Source organism: Paenibacillus sp. FSL H3-0321, from assembly GCF_038002865.1.
GTDB lineage: Bacteria > Bacillota > Bacilli > Paenibacillales > Paenibacillaceae > Paenibacillus_AQ.
Genome location: NZ_JBBODH010000001.1, coordinates 2,680,934 through 2,700,151, shown reverse-complemented (window position 1 = coordinate 2,700,151; position 19,218 = coordinate 2,680,934). Strand labels below are relative to the sequence as shown.

The 19,218-nt window shown below is 50.6% G+C and carries 18 protein-coding genes; 13 read left to right on the top strand and 5 right to left on the bottom strand.

Translation table 11 applies throughout. The annotated features are described in order from the left end of the window. Window positions 1–74 precede the first annotated feature (74 nt). Genes MHI45_RS11855 through MHI45_RS11845 form a run of 3 tightly spaced genes read right to left on the bottom strand, consistent with a single transcriptional unit; the run spans window position 75 to window position 2,605 of the window. On the bottom strand, window positions 75–776 hold the full coding sequence (locus MHI45_RS11855; protein ID WP_076110741.1) for a TetR/AcrR family transcriptional regulator: 702 nt from the start codon (window positions 774–776) through the stop codon (window positions 75–77). A 57-nt stretch (window positions 777–833) separates the two neighbouring features. Further along, on the bottom strand, window positions 834–1,877 hold the full coding sequence (locus tag MHI45_RS11850) for an ABC transporter permease (protein ID WP_076110740.1): 1,044 nt from the start codon (window positions 1,875–1,877) through the stop codon (window positions 834–836). Beyond that, window positions 1,874–2,605: an ABC transporter ATP-binding protein gene (locus tag MHI45_RS11845; RefSeq protein ID WP_076110739.1), complete on the bottom strand. Its 732-nt coding sequence runs from the start codon at window positions 2,603–2,605 to the stop codon at window positions 1,874–1,876. The genes MHI45_RS11850 and MHI45_RS11845 overlap by 4 nt, the downstream gene beginning before the upstream one ends. A 203-nt stretch (window positions 2,606–2,808) precedes the next feature. Here MHI45_RS11845 and MHI45_RS11840 point away from each other — a divergent pair, with 203 nt between their 5' ends. From MHI45_RS11840 to MHI45_RS11815, 6 genes are all read left to right on the top strand, one after another. Next, window positions 2,809–3,252, top strand: coding sequence for a hypothetical protein (locus tag MHI45_RS11840; protein ID WP_076110738.1), 444 nt, complete (start codon window positions 2,809–2,811; stop codon window positions 3,250–3,252). Window positions 3,253–3,523: 271 nt separating this feature from the next. Further along, the gene (locus MHI45_RS11835) at window positions 3,524–4,870 is read left to right on the top strand and encodes a stalk domain-containing protein (protein ID WP_076110737.1); all 1,347 of its coding nucleotides are present in this window, start codon (window positions 3,524–3,526) and stop codon (window positions 4,868–4,870) included. Between the two features lie 66 nt (window positions 4,871–4,936). Beyond that, entirely contained in the window at window positions 4,937–5,800 is an 864-nt protein-coding gene (locus MHI45_RS11830) for a phosphate ABC transporter substrate-binding protein (RefSeq protein ID WP_076110736.1), read from the top strand. Between the two features lie 82 nt (window positions 5,801–5,882). Then, the gene (pstC, locus tag MHI45_RS11825) at window positions 5,883–6,827 is read left to right on the top strand and encodes a phosphate ABC transporter permease subunit PstC (protein ID WP_038595859.1); all 945 of its coding nucleotides are present in this window, start codon (window positions 5,883–5,885) and stop codon (window positions 6,825–6,827) included. Then, the gene (pstA, locus tag MHI45_RS11820) at window positions 6,827–7,708 is read left to right on the top strand and encodes a phosphate ABC transporter permease PstA (protein WP_038595858.1); all 882 of its coding nucleotides are present in this window, start codon (window positions 6,827–6,829) and stop codon (window positions 7,706–7,708) included. The genes pstC and pstA overlap by 1 nt, the downstream gene beginning before the upstream one ends. A 189-nt stretch (window positions 7,709–7,897) precedes the next feature. Continuing rightward, the gene (locus MHI45_RS11815) at window positions 7,898–9,772 is read left to right on the top strand and encodes a FapA family protein (protein ID WP_076110735.1); all 1,875 of its coding nucleotides are present in this window, start codon (window positions 7,898–7,900) and stop codon (window positions 9,770–9,772) included. A 73-nt stretch (window positions 9,773–9,845) separates the two neighbouring features. Here MHI45_RS11815 and murQ read toward each other — a convergent pair whose 3' ends face one another. Both murQ and MHI45_RS11805 read right to left on the bottom strand, forming a co-directional pair. Continuing rightward, on the bottom strand, window positions 9,846–10,742 hold the full coding sequence (gene murQ / locus MHI45_RS11810; RefSeq protein ID WP_076110734.1) for an N-acetylmuramic acid 6-phosphate etherase: 897 nt from the start codon (window positions 10,740–10,742) through the stop codon (window positions 9,846–9,848). A gap of 22 nt (window positions 10,743–10,764) precedes the next feature. Beyond that, window positions 10,765–11,715, bottom strand: a complete 951-nt coding sequence (locus tag MHI45_RS11805) for a BadF/BadG/BcrA/BcrD ATPase family protein (protein WP_076110733.1) — start codon at window positions 11,713–11,715, stop codon at window positions 10,765–10,767. Between the two features lie 231 nt (window positions 11,716–11,946). Between MHI45_RS11805 and MHI45_RS11800 the strand changes: the two genes are divergently transcribed. From MHI45_RS11800 to MHI45_RS11770, 7 genes are all read left to right on the top strand, one after another. After that, on the top strand, window positions 11,947–12,789 hold the full coding sequence (locus MHI45_RS11800; RefSeq protein WP_038595850.1) for a MurR/RpiR family transcriptional regulator: 843 nt from the start codon (window positions 11,947–11,949) through the stop codon (window positions 12,787–12,789). A 26-nt stretch (window positions 12,790–12,815) separates the two neighbouring features. Continuing rightward, on the top strand, window positions 12,816–14,168 hold the full coding sequence (locus MHI45_RS11795; RefSeq protein ID WP_076110732.1) for an ABC transporter substrate-binding protein: 1,353 nt from the start codon (window positions 12,816–12,818) through the stop codon (window positions 14,166–14,168). Window positions 14,169–14,238: 70 nt separating this feature from the next. Further along, the gene (locus tag MHI45_RS11790) at window positions 14,239–15,150 is read left to right on the top strand and encodes a carbohydrate ABC transporter permease (RefSeq protein ID WP_038595844.1); all 912 of its coding nucleotides are present in this window, start codon (window positions 14,239–14,241) and stop codon (window positions 15,148–15,150) included. Window positions 15,151–15,171: 21 nt separating this feature from the next. Beyond that, window positions 15,172–16,005 carry a carbohydrate ABC transporter permease gene (locus MHI45_RS11785; RefSeq protein ID WP_038595842.1) on the top strand — a complete coding sequence of 278 codons (834 nt, stop codon included), beginning with the start codon at window positions 15,172–15,174 and terminating at the stop codon, window positions 16,003–16,005. 54 nt (window positions 16,006–16,059) lie between these two features. After that, on the top strand, window positions 16,060–17,166 hold the full coding sequence (locus MHI45_RS11780) for an ABC transporter ATP-binding protein (protein ID WP_038595838.1): 1,107 nt from the start codon (window positions 16,060–16,062) through the stop codon (window positions 17,164–17,166). 46 nt (window positions 17,167–17,212) lie between these two features. After that, the gene (locus MHI45_RS11775; RefSeq protein WP_063848057.1) at window positions 17,213–17,914 is read left to right on the top strand and encodes a hypothetical protein; all 702 of its coding nucleotides are present in this window, start codon (window positions 17,213–17,215) and stop codon (window positions 17,912–17,914) included. Window positions 17,915–18,040: 126 nt separating this feature from the next. After that, window positions 18,041–19,213: an exo-beta-N-acetylmuramidase NamZ family protein gene (locus tag MHI45_RS11770; RefSeq protein ID WP_076110730.1), complete on the top strand. Its 1,173-nt coding sequence runs from the start codon at window positions 18,041–18,043 to the stop codon at window positions 19,211–19,213. Window positions 19,214–19,218 lie beyond the last annotated feature (5 nt).

Here is a 19,218-nt window from a genome sequence, read left to right as displayed (position 1 = left end):
CTGCCGCTTGGAGATGGCCTTCTATTGAAAGTGTCAGTGTAAATTTCCGGTGTCCTCAAAAGATCAGCCTAAGTTCACTTCGTTTCTGGGCGTACTGCCGGTCCGCTGATACCGTACAGCATGAAAGCCAAAGTCTGCTCAATCTCTTCTTCATCATTCCAATCGCTATCCGGCAGGAACAGCAGACGGGCCAGCAGATATCCGATTACAGAAGAGACCGTAAACCGGATAATTGCGGGTGTGGGCATGTCGATAATTTCGCCCTTTTCCTTGAAATGCTCGGTAATGGCGGTTACCCGCTCCAGTACCTGGCCGAGAACATTCTCGGCGAACTGTTCCCTTAATGCGGGCTGAAAGGGGATTTCCTGAATAAGAATTTTCAGAATCTTAAAGTTCTTGCGGGCGAATTCCAGCCGGTTGACCATAAAAGCCCGCAGAAATGCTTCATAGCTCTCGGGAGGACCATCCAGCACGCCGTCAAAATTGCGCATGACAAAGGGCGCGATCATGCGGCTCATCGTCGGCCCGACAATGGACAGCAGCAGATCCTTTTTGGTCTTGTAATAGCGGAAGATCGTCCCCTCCGCCACCCCCGCCTTCTGGGCAATTTCACTGGTAGCCGCAGCCGAATATCCTTTATCTGAAAATATTTCAATCGCCGCCTCCAGAATGGCGATCTGCTTCGGCGTCATTTTTTCTTCCTGACTGATGGCCAGCAGCTCCTCAATCCACTGCTCCCCCTCATGCTGCTGCTCCGCAGCATTGTCCGTCTCCATTCTTTTGCCCTCCAAACCTCGTATTTTCCGTTTATATTATCATAGCTGCATGCGTATTTACATTTTGCGGTGTTTGCGCAGGGCCAGCACATTCAGCAGCATGAACAGCAGAGAGAAACCGATCAGAACAAAGACATCCAGCGCGATGTCGCTCCAGCCTTTGCCGCGGATCATGATGTCCATCAGTGCCTCCGAGCCGTAATAGATCGGTGTCGCCAGCCCGATCCGCTGCAGCCACACCGGGAGCGTATCCATCGGGAACAGCCCGCTTAAGAAAATCTGCGGCACGATGATTAGCGGAATGAACTGCATCATCTGCAGCTCATTGGCAGCAAAAGCCGAGAGCAGCGTACCGAGCGTCAGCGCTGTCATTGACAGCAGCAGTGTCACAAGCAGCACATAACCGAAGCTGCCAGCCATCATAATTCCCAGCACCTGAATGGAGAACCAGGAGATCAGCAGCGCCTGGAATACGGTGAATATCCCGAAACCGCACACGTAGCCAAGAACGACTTCCCAACGTTTCAGCGGGGTGGAGAGCAGACGTTCCAGGGTTCCGGTAGTCCGTTCCCGCAGCAAGGAAACGCCGGCAATCAGAAAGACGAAGAAGAAGACAAAGACGCCGATCATAATCGGACCGAAGCGGTCGATCGTACTCATATCTTCAGCGCCGTACAGATAGCTGATCTGCGGCTTCAGCTGACCTTGTCCCTGGCCCGGTATAGCAGGCTGCAGGCTCTGTACTGCTTCCTGTAAGGCCATCAGTGCCGCGCGGTTTGCCGTGGGATTGCTGCCTTCCAGCACAACTTCGGGAGCAGCGCCGCTTACTGTGACAAGCGCATCGATCTCGCCCTCCTTCAAAGCTTCGTTGCCCAGCTCTGCCGTGGTGTATTCGACAACAGCAGTGCTTTGCTTCTCAAACGCCGCAGAGATGGCTTGGGTATTTCCGTAAACACCAAACTTCGGTTCATAGTCATCGCCGTTAAACACAAGACTCATTAAGCTGAGAACAAGCAGGGGGGCAATGAACATCAGCGCCATCGTTCTTTTGTCATGAATAAACTGCTGGAGAATTCGCAGGGTGATCGCCCGGATTCTCATCGGCGGACACCTCCATAATATAGAAAGGCTTCTTCAAGAGAAGCAGAAGCGGTAGCGTTCAGCAGACCTGCAGGTGTATTCACCGCCAGCAGTTCACCGTCACGGATCATGGCCAGGCGGTCGCATTTTTCGGCTTCATCCATTACATGGGTTGTGAGTACAATGGTAGTTCCTTTGCGGTTCAGCGCCTTCAGTTCCTTCCAGATGGACTGGCGCAGCACGGGATCAATGCCAACCGTGGGCTCATCAAGAAGCAGAAGCGGAGGCTCATGCAATAAGGCGATCGCCAGTGACAGACGGCGTTTCATCCCCCCGGAATACTGATCAATTCTTTTGCGCAGATGATCCTGCAGATTGACCAGCTCCAAGACATCCCTGATCCGGCGGGTGCGGTTTCCGCCCTTTAGTCCATAGAGAGCGGCGAAGAATTCCAGATTCTCTTTTGCGCTCAGCTCCGTATACAAGGCGTCAGACTGAGCCATATATCCGATTTGCTGCAGCATGGCAAGCTTAGGCATGGGTATCCCCAATACACGCACTTCGCCCGAGGTCACTTCATCAATGCCGGTCAAGAGCTTCACCAGCGTAGTTTTGCCGGAGCCGGAAGGGCCCAGAATGCCGAAGGTTTCCGCCTTTGCAACCTGCAGGGAAATATCCTTCAACACTTCCTTGCTGCCAAACGTCCGGCAGACGTGGTTTACGGAAACAACAGAAGTTCCCTGATTCATAACTATCTCCTCAATTCTCATAATAATGAGTGAGTACTCACTCATAATATTAATGCAATCGGCTGCCGATGTAAATCTTTTTTCTGCGGATAGTTAAATATTTTAAATTTTAGAATATTGGTTTTCACAAGAATAAATCAGGGTAATTATGGGTATTGGTTAAAGCCCGACAACTCTATTTCATACAGGAGGAGGTTTATTTGATGTTCAACAAAAAGTTCGTTTTTCCCATGCTGGCGCTGTTTACTGCAGCGGGTCTCAGCGGTTGCAGCAGCTCCGGTCCGGGAACAGGCAGTGAGCATTTTCGCACCTTAGCGCAAGAAAGTGTGGACCAGGCGGAATATCTGCCCGGGGACTTTCCGATTCCTGTGGGTGCAGGCATTACGTTTACGGATGGGGAGCTGGTGGGCGGAAAGAAGTCATCCATGCTGATCTTTGAGACAGAAGAGAGTATGGACGCACTAGGTAGTACATATAAAGAGTATGTTAAGGCCAAGGAACTGGACCGGGGCACACAAATTGTGGATTCGAACAATCTGATTATTAACGGCAAAGTTCAGGGCGATTACTCTTATTCTATTATAGGGAGCAGCCTGGACACGAAACCGGGCGGTGCCGAAGTGATTGTTACGTGGATCGAGAATTAAGATATTCACACTGTTTTACATATATTGCCGATTTAACCCCAGTTTTAATAAAGCCGACCCAGAGGTTTCCGGGGCCGGCTTTATTTATTCTTAAGGATTTGGCCCACTTAACATTTCCATAACATTCCTCTAGAACAGAATTGACATTCGTAGATGAAAATAACATTAGCAGTTACCTAAGGGAAAAGGGTGAATCTAATTGAAGAATAGTAAATGGTTGAGTGCGGCTTTGGCTTCTTCGCTTCTTGTAACAGGAGGAGTGGTAAGTGTTTTGGCAACAAGTAACAGCGCTGAGGCCGCCGCCGTCCAGTCAGCTGCAGTCAAAGAAGGTACGACTACGTGGACTGTGAACGGTACACCGGTTGCACTCAGCACAATAGACAAAAACGGCTATAAATTATATTCGTTAAGTCAGGTTGCCGGGGAGCTTGGAGCCCATGTGAAAGTCAGCAGCAGCGGTTTTGAACTCAACGACAGCAAAGGATTACATACTATACAAATTCAAACGGGGGCTAAAAGCTATCTGGTAGATGGCACCAAGCAGGAGTTCACTGTAGCACCTGTTTTCTATAATGGTAAAACCTATGTAGAACTGACAAAATTGGTCACTGGTCTTGGCGGTGAGCTGCAGGCGGATTCGGCTACTGTTCTCAGCTTTGCCCTTCCGGAAGGTGATTTTGATACACTGCACTGGAGTGCGGATGGAAGCCTGATCGCCAATAAAAGTGATGCGGAAACAACCCAGCTCTTGAAATTCAGCAACACGCCGGGGAATTATGAGCTGTTCTCCTCCAATGACGGAGCTGTCGATATCGCCGTTTCCGCTGACCAGAAGTGGGGTGCGTTTAGTGACGAGACAGGCCAGCTTAAGCTGATCAATCTGTTCAATGGGGTGATCACACCGCTCGGCAAGGATACCAGTGTTAAGACTGATTTGGTTTGGTCGCAGGACGGCAAGAAGATTTACTTCATCCAGGGCGACAAGCAGGAGAAGATTGCTCAAATTTCGCTGGAAACCGGAACGGTTAAAACCTTGCTTGAAGATAAAGTAGAGAATAAATCCGAGCTCCGCGTATCCGCCGACGAGAAGAACGTGGTCTATATCGTCAACGTTACCGGTGTAGCTAAAAATGATGCGGACAGCACCGAGGATTCGCTGACGGTAGATTTCAGCAAGGCTGGAGAACAGCTGTACAAGCTGGATCTGATAACCAAAGATGCGAAGCCGGCAGCATTGACGACTGAACTGGATAACAAGCTCTACCCGGAAATTTTGAATAACGGCAGCATTGTGTATCTGAGTGCAGATCCCGAAGGCAACGCGGCGAACAGCCTGAAATCAATCGGAGCCGATGGCAAAAGCTCGAATATTGCCCTTGATGGCGAAGCGAACTGGGCAGCTGGTGTAAGTGGTGGTCTGGTTGTATCCGCTGTGACGGCGGACGGAAGTACCGTGATTTACGCTATCAGTGCTGACGGGGCCAAGAGTGAACTGTTCCGCACAGCCGAAGACGTGACTGAAGTTTCTGCATCCCATGACGGCAGCAAGCTAGCTCTCGTTAGCGGCGGCACGCTCTGGCTGGTTCAGAACGGTAAAGCCCTGCAGCTGTCGAAATAAGATTATATTCCCTGCTTCAGAACCAACAACATTTAACGGCGCAACCGCCGGGAGGAGATTTTACTCATGAAGATTTTTAAAAAATTTACAGTTACAGCATTGACCGCGGTTATCGCGGTAACCGCATCGTTTGCCGGAGTGGCAGCCGCCGCTGACACGCTTAAAGGCAAAATCACAGTGAACGGCTCGACAGCGCTGCTGCCGTTGACGCTGCAAGCAGCCAAGGAGTTCCAGAAGCTGCACCCTAAAGTGAAGATCGCTGCTTCAGGCAAAGGCTCCGTTACCGGACCACAGGCCGTGAAGAAAGGCATCGCCGACATCGGCGCTTGTGACTGGGATGCCAGCATTGACGTTCCGGGCTTTAAAGCTTTTGACGGACAAGTAGCAAACAAGGTAGCTGTCATTCCTTTCGCCACCATCGTGAACAAGAATGTGGGCGTAGACAACCTGACGACGGAACAGCTGCAAGGCATTTACTCCGGTAAAATCACCAACTGGAAGGAAGTCGGCGGATCGGATGCGAACATTGTCGTGATTACCCGCGCTTTCGGTTCCGGTACACGCGTAAACTATCAGGCTAAAGCTCTTGCGGGCGGAGATATCGTCAAGAAAGAAAAAAACTACAAGGAGACCGGTTCCAGCGGTGATATGAAGACAGCCGTTGCGACTACACCTAATGCTATCGGTTATATCGACCTTGTCTATGTAAGCGGCAGCGACATCAAAGCCGTGAAATTCAATGGCATTGAAGCATCTACAGACAATGTAATCAATGGCTCGTACAAAATTTGGGCCTATGGTTATTACATGACTAAAGGTCAGCCAACCGGTGTTACCAAAGAGTTCATCGATTATGTTCAGAGCAAAAAGTTCCAAACCGGCTCGCTCAAAAAGCTTAAATTCATTCCGATCGCAGCAATGAAATCCTAGTCATTATTCTTCACTATATTGAACGGTACATGCGGCCAGCCCCGGATTCCACACGGGGGTGGCCGCTTACAGGAGGGAACGTATGGGGGCACCAGTCCAGGGCCTGGCATCCAGGGCACAAAAGGGTCTATCCGAGGTTAAAGTCAGTGAGAAACGCCACAGCAGACATTTGATCAGCAATACCTTATCCCGTTATTATTTTATATTCAGCATTCTTGCGCTTTGCTTTGTGCTTGGACTTGTTATTATTTTCATCGGCAAAACGGCGCTGCTTCTGTTCGCTCATCTCTCACCGGCTGAATTTTTCTTCTCCTTTAACTGGACGCCGGAAGAGGATGCCTTCGGGGCTGCTGCCTTCATTGTAAATACATTGTCGCTTACAGCACTGACGCTGCTGATTGCCGTGCCGATCTCCGTAGGCATGGCCGTGCTGTGTGCCGAAATTGCTCCGAAATGGATGAAGAACTTTATCCGGCCAGTGCTCGACCTGCTCGTCGGAATTCCTTCTATAGTATATGGTTATCTGGGGCTTACGGTCCTTCTGCCTTTTCTGCGCAGAGTCAGCGGGGAAGGGCTGGGTGACGGACTACTCGCCGCTGCGCTCGTTCTGGCATTGATGGTGCTGCCGACGATCTGCCGGATCAGCGACGATGCTATTGTTGCCGTTCCGCGCAAATACCGGGATGCCGCTTATGCCCTTGGTTCAACCCGCCTTCAGGTCATTATGCGGGTGATCCTGCCTGCGGCCAGCAGAGGCATCATCTCGGCCATCATCCTCGGAATGACCCGGGCTGTTGGGGAGACCATGGCCGTTGTTATGGTCATCGGCAATACCCCGCAGCTGGCCAAGACGCTGTTCACGCCATCATCTGTGCTGACCAGTAATATCGTCATGCAAATCTCCAATGTGGAGTTTGACTCTACCTGGAACTATGCGCTGCATATGATGGCTTTCCTGCTGCTGCTCATTTCCTTTGTGCTGATCCTGGTGATCCGCATTTTGGGACGGAAAAGGAGGGATGCGTAATGAACGGTTTCACACGTACCCGTTATACTGCCCGTGCCCAGCGGCGCAACAAAATTGCGACCTTTGGTTTTTATACCCTCGGCGCTCTCGTGATGCTGCTGATCTTCTGGCTGCTCTTTACGATCCTGAGCAAGGGACTGCCGGCGCTTAGACCCGATTTCCTGATCAAGCAGCCGGAGGAGATTGATCCCGGCGGAGGGATCGGACCGGTCCTGTTCAACTCCTTCTACATCCTGTTCATTTCGCTGTTGATTTCCATACCGATTGGGATCGGAGCCGGCATCTACATGGCGGAATATGCCCCGGACAATCGCTTTACCGGCGCGTTGCGCATCTGCGTGGAGTCGTTGTCCTCGGTACCCTCGATTGTGTTTGGGATGCTGGGTCTGGCGATTTTTGCCGAATACTTCGGTGTCGGCCTGACGATTCTTGGCGGCGGTGTCAGCCTGGCGCTGCTTAACCTGCCGATGCTGACCCGGGTGACGGAGGAGGCTGTGCAGGCGGTTCCCCGTGAAATCCGTGAAGCCGGATATGCGCTTGGCATGACCAAATTCCATGTCATCCGCAAAGTGGTGCTTCCGGTAGCCATGTCGTCGATTGTCACCGGTGTCTGCCTTGTGGCCGGCCGTGCCTTCGGCGAATCGGCGGTTATTATTCTGACCGCAGGACTCAGCACCTCCGGAGAAATGTGGGACTTTAATCTGTTCTCGCCTGGAGAGACACTCGCTGTGCATCTTTGGTATGTGCAATCCGAAGCCATTGTCGAAGACGCGCGGCAAATCGCTGACAAATCGGCGGCGGTGCTGGTCTTCGTGGTCCTGCTGATCAACTTTGTCTTCCGCTTTCCTTTATGGCTCGGAAATCGCCGCAAGGGGCGCTGAACAATTAAAATTCAATGAATACAAAAAAACAGACTGCCAGCAGCAGCTTCATGCCGCGAGTGCAGTCTGTTTTTGTATGGCGGATAGGGAAGGGAAGAGAATCCCGAATGTTAATTGCTTAAAATTCTTAATAATACTAAAATGAAAGCAGTTACATATTAGTTAGTCCCTAACCAGGAGGTGCGAGTGATGGCGGAGCACATGTCCGAGAAGGAACTCAATAAACTGATTAACATGCTGGAGCTTTCACGGATTGAGAGTGAGGTGAGCATCGAAGAATCTTTTATGGAAGACGATAATTCCGACAATGAAAGGGATGGACGGCTGCTGGTCCGGGCTGGAAAGATATTTGTTCAGGACCCGCTTTCAGGCGGATCCCCAGCAGTGATATCGGCCCTGCTCCCGGTGCTGCTTCATGTAAACGGTCAAGTGCTTACAGAGCCGTCAGCTGTCACCTCGCAAGACATCATAGAATGGGAGATCGTCGAACCGCCGCTTTATACCATTACTGTTTCCGAGGACAGGTTGCTGGCCTTTTTCACCCTACTTGGATCTAAAAGATTTCCCTGGAAATTAAACGACCATTTCACAGCCAGCATAGTAGAGGTGAAAGCATCGCAGGATTCAGCGAATGTCATCGGCATGCTCGGCCTGAATCAGATCATTGTTGATTTTGAGCATAAGAAGATCATCCAGAACCTGAACATCTCCGGTATTCATGCCGAACTTCAGAATCCGACTTACCAGCCGATTACTGCTGCCAAAGGGAGAGCGGCTGTGCCTGGGGAGAATGCGTATCTGGAATTGTTTTTCTCCGAGACGATTGAGAATGAATTTAGTGAAATTGAAGGACAGGTGGATTACCGCAGCCATCTCCGCATTCCTTCAGTGATCCGCGGTGAGGTCATTGCCCGCAAGATTCCGGTTGTCGAAGGGATTCCCGGCTATGATGTATATGGAGAAATTCTTTATCCGCCTGAGCCAGCTGATGTCACGGTGACTGCAAGGAATAACACAGTGCTGCTGATCAACAATGAGGTTCGCGCCCTGCGCGAAGGCAGGCCTAGGGTGACTGGCGACAAAGTCAAATGTTTTGACATCTGCACTTCATACCTCGTTCCCGGCAATGTGAGCATCCACACCGGCAATATCATCTTCTCGGGCGATGTGATTATCCGCGGCAATGTAGAGGACAACATGATTATTGAATCCTTGGGCAATGTCTATGTTTCCGGAAGTGTCTACAACTCCACAATTACTGCTACCGGGAGCATTCTAGTGAAAGGAAACGTGGTTAACAGCAAGCTTTATTCCGGTTATTTCGGCGTCATGTACAACCGGATCTACAACTTCTCCAAGCAGCTGATTGAGGAGTGCAAGGTCTTGCAAAATGCTACTCAGATGCTCGTACAAGCCGTACAAAGCCACAAAAAGAGTGTGAAGTACGGACAGGCCGTGCTGCTGCTGCTGGAAAGCAAGTTTCAGAAAATCCCCCAGCTCATTAAGGAACTCCTCTTGGTGCTGGATACGGTGAAGGCTTCCTTTCATAAAGATCTGGAACAGACCCTGCATTTTCTCAACCTGTTCCTGAAGCCGGTGCAGCTGGTCGATTTCCTGACGGAGACTTCGCTCAGTGGGGTTATCGGTATATTGGAGGAGCTGCATGTTAGTGTGGCACGGATGCAGGAATCCAAAGTGGAGGTTAATATCGGCAAATGCCAGAACAGCACACTGAAATCGAATGGGGATATTAACATCCACCGGGACGGCATTGTGCAGAGTGAATTGTTTTCTTCGGGGAATATTACGTTTCATAAGACGTTTTCGGTTTGCCGTGGTTCCAAGCTGGAGGCAGGAGGGAACATTTTAGCCTATTTTGTCGGCGGGGAGAGCGGGGCGCAGTCTTTCCTGAAGGCCAAACAGAGTGTTACTGTCCGCAAAATGTACATGGGCAAAGTAACGATCGACCGTTTTACAGCGGATATTATGGAGCCGGTAGAGAATATCATATTTGATATCGAAACTGTGCGGATGATTAAGCTCCGCATGGAAGCCAAGCCTTAGATATGGCGAACAAGCCTTTCCGGAAGGACCCGGAAAGGCTTGTTCGTGTTGTCCTGAAGGAATGAAGTTCAGACTACTGCAATGCTCCGCGCACGAATCCGTCTGCAGCCAGCAGCCTGCTCCGCGCTTCCTCAGCATCCACATTGGCCAATATCATAATAATGGCAGTCTTTACATGGCCTTCTGCGCCATGATAAGCCGCTTCAATCTGTTCGTCGGAAGCATCGGTGGCCAGTCCAATAATCCGTTTGGCCCGGTGCACCAGTTTTTTATTGGATGGATTCAGATCGACCATGAGATTACGGTAGACCTTCCCGATCCGGATCATGGCGGTGGTGGTCAGCATGTTGAGAATCATTTTTTGCGTGGTGCCTGATTTCATCCGGGTAGAGCCCATGATGACTTCCGGGCCAACCACTGCTTCTATGGTTAGTTGACCGAGGCCTGCCATCGGTGTTCCGGGGTTGTTGCATAAGCCGATGACAACCGCTCCAAGTTCTCCGGCACGTTTCATCGCCCCCAGAACATAGGGTGTGCGCCCGCTGGCGGCAATGCCGATAACCACATCCTTCGCCGTGATGCCGGAAGAGTCGATATCGGCTGCGCCTAATTCCTCGCTGTCTTCCGCACCCTCAACGGGATCTTTAATCGCCTGAAACCCTCCGGCAATTAATCCCTGCACCATAGCCGGGTCTGTGCCATAGGTGGGCGGACATTCGGAGGCATCAAGAATGCCGATTCTTCCGCTCGTTCCGGCACCTACATAGAACAATCTCCCGCCCTGCTGAAAGGCATGGACGATATAGTCCGCAGCGATGGCAATCTGCGGGATAAGCCCTTGAATACACTCGGCGACCAGCCGGTCTTCATTATTTATCAGCTCCATGATTTCAGTGGAACTGAGGTTATCGATATCGCTTGTTTTATCATTGAGCTGCTCTGTAATCAGGTTGTCCAAAATAGGATTCATGAGGTTTCTTCCTCCTGCCAGTCTATTCTTGTCTGTAGTCATTAAACAGCTTGCGTGCAGTCATGGCTGCTCCGGTGGATGGCGGAGCCCCAAGGCTCCCATCTACGAAATTCAACCCGCCAAAAGTTTTCTGCAGGCTGCTGCAGAAGATCCCGCGGAAGATCGGGGAATACCTGAACACCGAGCCGCTGAGCACTACGGGATAGTTCTGCAGAGTGGGGCTGCGGCGAAGCAGGGCCGCAGCGGTATCGCTTAAGGACGCAGCTTCTTCGGTAAGGATGGCAATAGCAGCAGCATCTCCGGCTCCAGCCGCCTGAATGCAAACCTTAGAGAAGGCGGCAATTTCTGCTTTGGAATGGGAAGGGATATAAATATATCCCTTCAAATCCGTAATGAGCTTAAATCCGTATTCCTCCATAATCATATCGGTCATTATCGTGGGTTTACAAACACTGTCATAACTGCGCATCACCGTTTTGAGTGTACGGAGCCCGATTTGATATCCGCTGCCTTCATCTCCAAGGTAATGTCCCCAACCGCCGGTGTGGGTGCCGGATCCATCCGGAAGATAGCCGTAGCAAATCGATCCGGTACCCGAGATGACCAGCACCCCGTGATTGCTTCCCACTGCGGCCATCAAAGAAATCTGTCCTTCTGATTGTATAAACACCGGAATAGATAGTTCTTGTTTCAATAGATGCTGCTGAACGGCCCTCTTAAGGAGGGTTTCTTCATCAATGCTGGAGAAACCTGACACAGCGAGACATATTGCTGCAATTTCATCGACATTTATCGACAGTCTCTCTATCAATCCGTCAATAGCTGACATGATTTCTGTAAGCGCTGTCCCGAAGGAGGCACTATGCGGGTTGGATGGACCTCCAATATAGCGGGCGAGTAATGTTCCCCGCTCATCCAAAGCGGCTGCATCGGTCTTTGTGCCACCTCCGTCAAGGCCTAAGAACACTTTCATCGATCAATCACCACTTTGATTTTTTACTAATTATATGAGATGAAGAGCATAAAGTAAAATAAAATTTCACAAGAAAAATAAATGTTGAAATTTTATTTTACAACTCATATAATGAATTCAATCCAAGGTTTTGGGAGAATATCAAACCTTATGAGTTAACAAAGCTAACATTATTTTGTGGGGTGTCGGTTCAAAGAGAGTTCTATTCTATAGGGAGGTGCATCGATTCCAATGAATGGCGGTTTGATTCGTTTGCGGGAATTGTATGAAACACTAAGTCCGTCGGAGCACAAGATTGCTGCGTATATCCTGCAGAATCCGGATGAAATGATCCAGCTCTCCATCGCTGATTTGGCTACGAAGAGCGGATCCAGCCAGGCGGCAATCGTCAGGCTGTGCAAGTCCATCGGCTTTAAGGGATACCAGGATCTGAAGATTAAAGTGGCCGGTGATCTTCAGGGCAGAGATCCGGCAATCATTGGCTACCAGGAGATTCGTCCCAATGACACGATTTCAGCCATTATGCAGAATGTATCCAATAATAATATTCAATCGATCCGGGATACTCTCACGATTTTGGATGAAGCCATGGTTGAGCGGGCGGTTGAAGCGATTGACCGGGCGAAGGTGATCTATTTCTTCGGAGTGGGAGCCTCCAACCTGATTGCGATGGATGCCCAGCAGAAGTTTTTGCGGATTAATAAGATGAGCTTCTCTTTTGCCGATCCGCATGTCCAATTAACGAGCGCCATAACCGCAACTGCTGACGACGTGGCTGTATGCATTTCATACTCCGGCGAGACCAAAGAGGTTATCCGGGCAGCATCCATTGTGAAGGATAATGGGGGAACCGTGATCAGCATCGCGAAATATGGCAATTCCACCCTAAGCCGGAGCGCGGACATTCCGCTCTGCACCTCCGCCACCGAAAATGAAATCCGCAGCGGAGCGATGGCTTCGCGGATTACACAGCTTAATCTTATCGATATTTTATATCTCGCCGTTGCAAGCCGGAATTATGAACAGTCCGTTACTTATCTGGAAAAGAGCAGACAACATATCAAACGGCTGTAGCCGGAAAAATAAGGGGAGAAGAAATAATGAAGAAAAGTTTATTGCTTAGTATGGTACTGGTTATGATGCTGATCAGCGCATGTGGCAACTCCGGAGGCAAGGAGGCGGCAAGCAGCCCGGATGCCAAAGATACCGTTAACGTCTGGACTTATCCGGTGCACGGAGCCTATGAGGATGAACTAACGGGTCTGGTAGCAGATTTTCAAAAAGAACATCCAAACATCACCGTGAAGACGGAAGTGCTGTCTTGGGCGGAGGGTCCGAAGAAATTCGACGTAGCCCTGAATGCCGGCAGCCCGCCTGATCTGTACTTCCACAGTGTGGATGGCACCTATGTCAACACTGGGCTTGCGCTTGATCTGGATCCGTACATGACGGACGACATCAAGAATGACTACCTTCCGGGAACACTGGAGCTCGCCCAGATTGGCGGCAAACAATACGGCCTGCCGCTCTACCAGTTCCAATGGGGCTGGGGCGGGAACAAGCGGATTCTGGAAGAAGCAGGCATTGACTGGGCTTCGATTCAGCAAAAAGGCTGGACTTGGTCTGAATTTGAAGCCGCTGCTGCTAAGCTGACCAAGACTTTGGGCGACGGTTCCACCCAATATCCGCTGGTGACAGACGGAACATCGCTGGATTTCATTGAAATGCTGTCCCGCAACAACAATATGCCTGATGTTCTGGATGAATCCGGTGCTTTCCAGTGGAATGATGAACGTATTCTTGACACGCTGAGCTTCATTAAAGGCCTGCTGGACAAAGGCTACATGCCCAAAGAGACCGCAGCCATTGCTCCGGCCAAACGTTCCGATATGTTCTATGCCGGACAAGCCGCCATTATTTCCAAAGCCATCCCTTATTATGACGTAATGATTCAGAACCGGAACAAGGATATTGATGCGGGTACGATCACAGGCGAGAAAATTAATTTCGTTCTGCTGCCGGTTCCGCACAATGATGCTGCTCCAGCCAAAACTACGATGGGCGCGGAAGGCTATATCGCTTTTAAACAGAAAAATGACAAAGGCGAGCAGCATGCCAAAAATACATTCCTGGTGTTGGATTATCTGAGCAGTGCTAAAGCCGGTAATTCCTCCAATGAGCTGGTGCTTCCGTTTGTACGTAAATCGCAAGCTGATCTGTTTGCAGGCAAAGCGCTTGGAACGGAAGAGACAATCAAAGCTTCCGCGATCATGGCTGAGAACATTGCAATGCCTGTAACACTGAAGCTCGATACCGCTATTGCAGCCCAAATGAAGCAGTTCAAGGAGCAGGTTGTAACACCGAATATCCAAGCCCTGTATTCCGGGGAGAAATCACCTGAGGCTATCGCAAAAGAGTTCAACAGTAAAGGAAGCCAAATGCTGAATAAGTAGTTTTCTAAGGGGGGCGCCCATCGCATTTGTTGAATTTGGCGCCCTCTCTTACAAGAGGAGGAGGAAAGGGATGACGACAATCGCGCCAAAGCGGACGCGCAGTTCCGCCGGCAGGTTATGGCGTGAATATGGATGGGCGTACCTGTTTATCCTGGCACCCGTTCTGCTGTTTCTGGTGTTTACACTATATCCGGTCGTATCTGCCTTGATCATGAGCTTCCAGCAGTACAACATTATGAACTCCACCTGGATCGGCTTCGACAATTATGAGCGGCTGTTTCAGGATTCAACCTTCTGGAAATCGATGTGGAATACCGTTATTTTTACGGTGTGCACGGTACCGGTTAATATTGTCATTACGTTTGTGCTGTCCTATTTAATCTACCAGATGAAGACCAAATGGCAGACTTTCTTCAAGGCTACATTATATCTTCCGGCAGTTGCGTCCGGCGTCACGATATCGATCGTCTGGCTGGCAATTTTTGATCCGACGAATGTCGGGCTTCTGAACCGGTTTCTGGAATGGTTTGGCCTTGATCCGGTGATCTGGCTTGGACAGTCCAAGACTGCACTCTTCTCGCTGATTCTGATGAACTGGCTCGGCTCGCACGGAGCGGGAATTATTCTGTATCTGGCATCGATGGGCGGAGTTCCGAAATCACTCTATGAAGCGGCTGATATTGATCATGCCAGCGGCTGGACCAAATTTACACGGATTACCTGGCCTTTGCTGAAACCGACCACTCTATATCTGCTTGTAACGGGAGTCATTACTTCCTTCCAGGTCTTTATCTCGGTGTACATGATGACCCAGGGCGGGCCGAACTTTGCGACAACGACGATTGCTTATCTGATCTACCAGACGGCGTTCCAGTTTTATGAATTTGGCCTGGCTTCGGCGCAGTCGTTCGTGCTGGCGTTTCTGATTATCCTGGTCTCTGTCATTCAGTTTAAATATTTCTCGAGTGATGTCGAGTATTAGGATGGAAGGGGCGAACCTGTAATGAAAACTAGATCAAAGACCATCTTTTTATGGGTGGCGGTGGCTTGTCTTGTAGTGTGGAGTATAGTAACGGTTATTCCGCTTTACTGGATGATTGTCGGTTCCGTGCAGGACTCTGCTGCATCCGCCAGTTTCCGGCCAAGCATGCTGCCGGAGGCTTTCTCGCTCGCTCCATATGACCGTTTTTTTGCCAAAACAGCGGCCTGGCGCTGGCTGTTCAACTCTTTGCTGATTTCATCGATCCTTACCATTACCAATGTGTTTTTCGCTTCCCTTGCGGGATATGCTTTTGCTAAATTGAAATTTCCCGGAAGCAACGCGATTTTCTGGGTGCTGCTCAGCACGATGATGATCCCGGCACAGGTAACGTTGATTCCGCTCTATATTCTAATCGTCAACGTGTTTAATCTCGGTGACAGCTATACCGCGATTATTCTGCCGACGGCGATCACGGTTGGCAATATCTTTTTGATGAAGCAGTACATGTCCTCTCTTCCGACCTCGCTGATTCATGCGGCGCGGATCGATGCCTGCAGCGAGTTCGGCATCTTCTGGAAGGTTATTCTTCCGCTGGCAAAGCCCGGGCTTGCCGTACTCGCAATTTTCACCTTCGTCGCTTCCTGGAACGAATTTTTCTGGCCTTTCCTGATTACGAATTCGACGGAAATGCGGACGATCCAGGTCGGACTGGCTTCCTTTGTATTCGCAGAGTCTACGGATTTCGGAGCGATTATGGCAGGGGCGACAGTTGGTGCGCTGCCGATGCTGATTCTGTTCTTCTCGCTGCAGCGCTATTTCCTGCAGGGCATTACCATTGGAGCTGTAAAAGGCTAGGTTAATTGTTGATATTCTCAAAATTCACAGGGTTAGATATGAGGGGGAAGAGCAATGGCACGAGTTGAATTCCGCAATGTGCGCAAACAATTTGACGATCAGAACAAGCAGACCTTTACTGCGGTGGCGGGTTCCGATTTTGTTATTAATGATAAAGAATTTGTTGTGTTCGTCGGACCTTCAGGCTGCGGCAAAACCACCTCGCTGCGGATGATCGCAGGCCTGGAGCAGCAGACAAGCGGGGATATTATCATCGGCGAGCGTATCGTAAACAACCTTCATCCTAAAGACCGCGATATTGCGATGGTGTTCCAGGATTACGCGCTGTATCCGCATATGAGCATCCGTGAGAATCTGTCCTTTGGACTGAAGAACCTGAAGAAACCGAAGGATTATATTGAGAAAAAAGTTCAGGAAGCCGCGACCATTCTCGGACTCGAAGAGATGCTGGAACGCAAGCCGCGCGAGCTGTCCGGAGGACAGCGCCAGCGTGTGGCCGTCGGCCGGGCGATTGTGCGTGATCCGCAGGTGTTCCTGTTCGACGAGCCGTTGTCCAATCTGGACGCGAAATTGCGGATTCAGATGCGTGTTGAGCTGGGCGAGCTTCATAAACGTCTCGGCGCTACAATTGTATATGTTACGCATGACCAGGTAGAAGCAATGACACTTGGTGAGCGGATTGTTGTTATGAATAAAGGTGTCATTCAACAAGTGGCTTCTCCGACCGAACTGTATGCTAATCCCAAAAATATGTTCGTAGCCGGATTCATCGGCTCTCCGGCGATGAACTTTATTGATGCCCGGATTGAACAGGGACGTGTAGTTATTGATGGTGCGGAATTCCTGCTGTCAGAGGATGCGGCAGCCGGTCTGCAAGGCTATAACAACAGAGAGATTATTCTTGGCATCCGCCCGGAGCATATCTACGGCGATGACTTCGCACCGGGAGTTTCTACAGAACATCAAATGCAGGCGCATATTAAGGTAGTAGAGCATCTGGGTTCCGAGAATTTGGTCTATTTTAAAATCGGCAGCCGAACGGTAACCGCCAAGGTTCATCCGGAGACGAAAGCCTACAATAATCTCGATAAGCAGTTTATTTTCGATCTCAGCAAAGCACGTTATTTCGATCCGGCAACTGAAGAAAGAATTGTCTGGTAGAACAAGCTGGTTATAAGGGTTGCAAGGTAGAAAGGGGAGACAAGCAATGCAGAAACTGAATCAAGTCTTGGTGAGTACGGGAGTGGAGTCATTCCGGGAGATTGTGCCGATTGCGCTGCTCAGTCTGGCCAGTTCGGCTATGCTGGTGCCAGTGGTCATCTTTGCGCCTATAGCGTTGTCATTTATCCTGATTCCGCTTCTTTACATGCCGCTGTTTTTCGGTGTGTTCCATGCGTACCACCGGAGAACGGAAGGAAAGAAGCTGAGTGTCAGGGAGATGCTCAGCGGTGCGCGCAAGGGTTTTGGGCCGGCAGTGGCGTTCGGTCTGCTATGCTCCCTGCTGGTGCTGATTTTATGGTCAACCTGGTGGTTCTATGGAGGCCGTGACGGGGCGGTAAGCTGGACGATTGCCATTTTCCAGACGTATTTTGTCGCTATGGCGCTTGTCTCTCAATTCTACACGCTGCAACTGGTGATTCAGCGCCGAATGGGCATCTTCAAGGCCATGGGGGAAAGCGTCAAGCTGTTCCTCCGTTATCCGGCTTATACCATCGGGGCCTTCTTCCAGGCGCTGGTTGTGGGGATCATGCTGACTGTGACTGTAGTAGGTTTCATGGCGCTGTTCAACGGCATGCTTGCCGTCTATCTGCATAAAGCTGCTTACAATGTACTTCATCCCGATGAGGATGATGAGCAGGAGGGTGTGCCTGAGACGAGTGAGCTCTATGCAGGCGGGAGATTGCTATGAAACGGAGGATAATGCACAGCGGTTGTCCTCAGTACTCCTATATGCCGGAAGGGGGATTGTCATGCGCTTACAGGTAAGCTGCGGGGTGGATAGCTCCGCTGGCGTCATTGCCGGAGGTGAATGGTTATGAGTCTACAGGTGAGCTGCGGGGTGGACCGGCTGGCCTCGGGTTTGTCTCACCCGCTGCTAGATGGGCGGCGGATCGGGCTGGTTACAAATCCTACCGGCATAACGGCGGACTTCCGCTCCAGTGTGGAGGTGTGCCGGAGTCTGGAATCTTCTAGACTTACGGCACTTTTTGCGTGTGAACACGGCATATACGGCCAGCACCAAGCCGGTGTGAAATTTACGGATGAGCTGGACGCGGGGCTGGGGATTCCGGTATACAGCTTGTACGGGATGCATAAGAAGCCGGCTCCTGAGATGCTGGATGAGGTGGATACGCTTATTTTTGACATTCAGGATCTGGGCGTGCGGTTTTATACGTATCTATCAACCTTGCTGTACGTAATGGAGGCCTGCGCGGAAAACGGTAAAAGCCTGCTCGTACTCGACCGTCCTGCCCCGCTTGGCGGAACCGGCAGCGAAGGCGGGCTTTTGGAGGCTGGCTACGAATCCATGGTTGGCGCCTGGTCCATGCCGATACGCACGGGGATGACCATCGGGGAATTGGCGCTTATGGCGAACGACAAGAGAGGGATTGGCTGTGTTTTGGATGTCGTCCCGCTTAAAGGCTGGAATCGTCAGCTGGAATTTATGGACACGGGTCTCCCGTGGATGATGCCCTCCCCCAATGTGCCGACGATTGACACGGTGAGAGTTTATGCTGGAACCTGCTTTTTTGAAGGGACGAATCTCTCAGAAGGGCGGGGAACCACCCGTCCGTTTGAGTGGGTTGGCGCACCATGGCTGGAGGGGGCATTTCTTGCCGAAGCGATGGAGAAACATCAGCTTCCGGGTGTGCACTTCCATCCTGTGTATGCAACACCGACCTTCTCCAAGCATCAAGGAGAACTATGCGGCGGTGTGCGATTATTCGTGACTGAGCCGCAGGCTTATGAATCCGTACGTACCGGACTTGCCATGCTGCATGAGGTGTGTTCACTCTATCCGGAGCAGTTTCAGTGGCTTGCTCCGCCGAAAGAAGGCGGGAGATACTTCATTGATTTATTGACCGGCGGCGAAGCGGTGCGCAGGCGCATTGGCACAGCAGAGGGGCTGCGGGAAATCATTGGACAATGGCAGGAAGAAAGCGAAAGATGGCTGATGTTGCGGAAGCCTTATCTTCTGTATGAATAGCTAAA

Excerpts from the sequence above, each read along its gene's own strand:
- MHI45_RS11855 (WP_076110741.1), bottom strand. The coding sequence starts at position 776 with ATGGAGACGGACAATGCTGCGGAGCAGCAGCATGAGGGGGAGCAGTGG.
- MHI45_RS11850 (WP_076110740.1), bottom strand. The coding sequence starts at position 1,877 with ATGAGAATCCGGGCGATCACCCTGCGAATTCTCCAGCAGTTTATTCAT.
- MHI45_RS11845 (WP_076110739.1), bottom strand. The coding sequence starts at position 2,605 with ATGAATCAGGGAACTTCTGTTGTTTCCGTAAACCACGTCTGCCGGACG.
- MHI45_RS11840 (WP_076110738.1), top strand. The coding sequence starts at position 2,809 with ATGTTCAACAAAAAGTTCGTTTTTCCCATGCTGGCGCTGTTTACTGCA.
- MHI45_RS11830 (WP_076110736.1), top strand. The coding sequence starts at position 4,937 with ATGAAGATTTTTAAAAAATTTACAGTTACAGCATTGACCGCGGTTATC.
- pstC (WP_038595859.1), top strand. The coding sequence starts at position 5,883 with ATGGGGGCACCAGTCCAGGGCCTGGCATCCAGGGCACAAAAGGGTCTA.
- pstA (WP_038595858.1), top strand. The coding sequence starts at position 6,827 with ATGAACGGTTTCACACGTACCCGTTATACTGCCCGTGCCCAGCGGCGC.
- MHI45_RS11815 (WP_076110735.1), top strand. The coding sequence starts at position 7,898 with ATGGCGGAGCACATGTCCGAGAAGGAACTCAATAAACTGATTAACATG.
- murQ (WP_076110734.1), bottom strand. The coding sequence starts at position 10,742 with ATGAATCCTATTTTGGACAACCTGATTACAGAGCAGCTCAATGATAAA.
- MHI45_RS11805 (WP_076110733.1), bottom strand. The coding sequence starts at position 11,715 with ATGAAAGTGTTCTTAGGCCTTGACGGAGGTGGCACAAAGACCGATGCA.
- MHI45_RS11800 (WP_038595850.1), top strand. The coding sequence starts at position 11,947 with ATGAATGGCGGTTTGATTCGTTTGCGGGAATTGTATGAAACACTAAGT.
- MHI45_RS11795 (WP_076110732.1), top strand. The coding sequence starts at position 12,816 with ATGAAGAAAAGTTTATTGCTTAGTATGGTACTGGTTATGATGCTGATC.
- MHI45_RS11790 (WP_038595844.1), top strand. The coding sequence starts at position 14,239 with ATGACGACAATCGCGCCAAAGCGGACGCGCAGTTCCGCCGGCAGGTTA.
- MHI45_RS11785 (WP_038595842.1), top strand. The coding sequence starts at position 15,172 with ATGAAAACTAGATCAAAGACCATCTTTTTATGGGTGGCGGTGGCTTGT.
- MHI45_RS11780 (WP_038595838.1), top strand. The coding sequence starts at position 16,060 with ATGGCACGAGTTGAATTCCGCAATGTGCGCAAACAATTTGACGATCAG.
- MHI45_RS11775 (WP_063848057.1), top strand. The coding sequence starts at position 17,213 with ATGCAGAAACTGAATCAAGTCTTGGTGAGTACGGGAGTGGAGTCATTC.
- MHI45_RS11770 (WP_076110730.1), top strand. The coding sequence starts at position 18,041 with ATGAGTCTACAGGTGAGCTGCGGGGTGGACCGGCTGGCCTCGGGTTTG.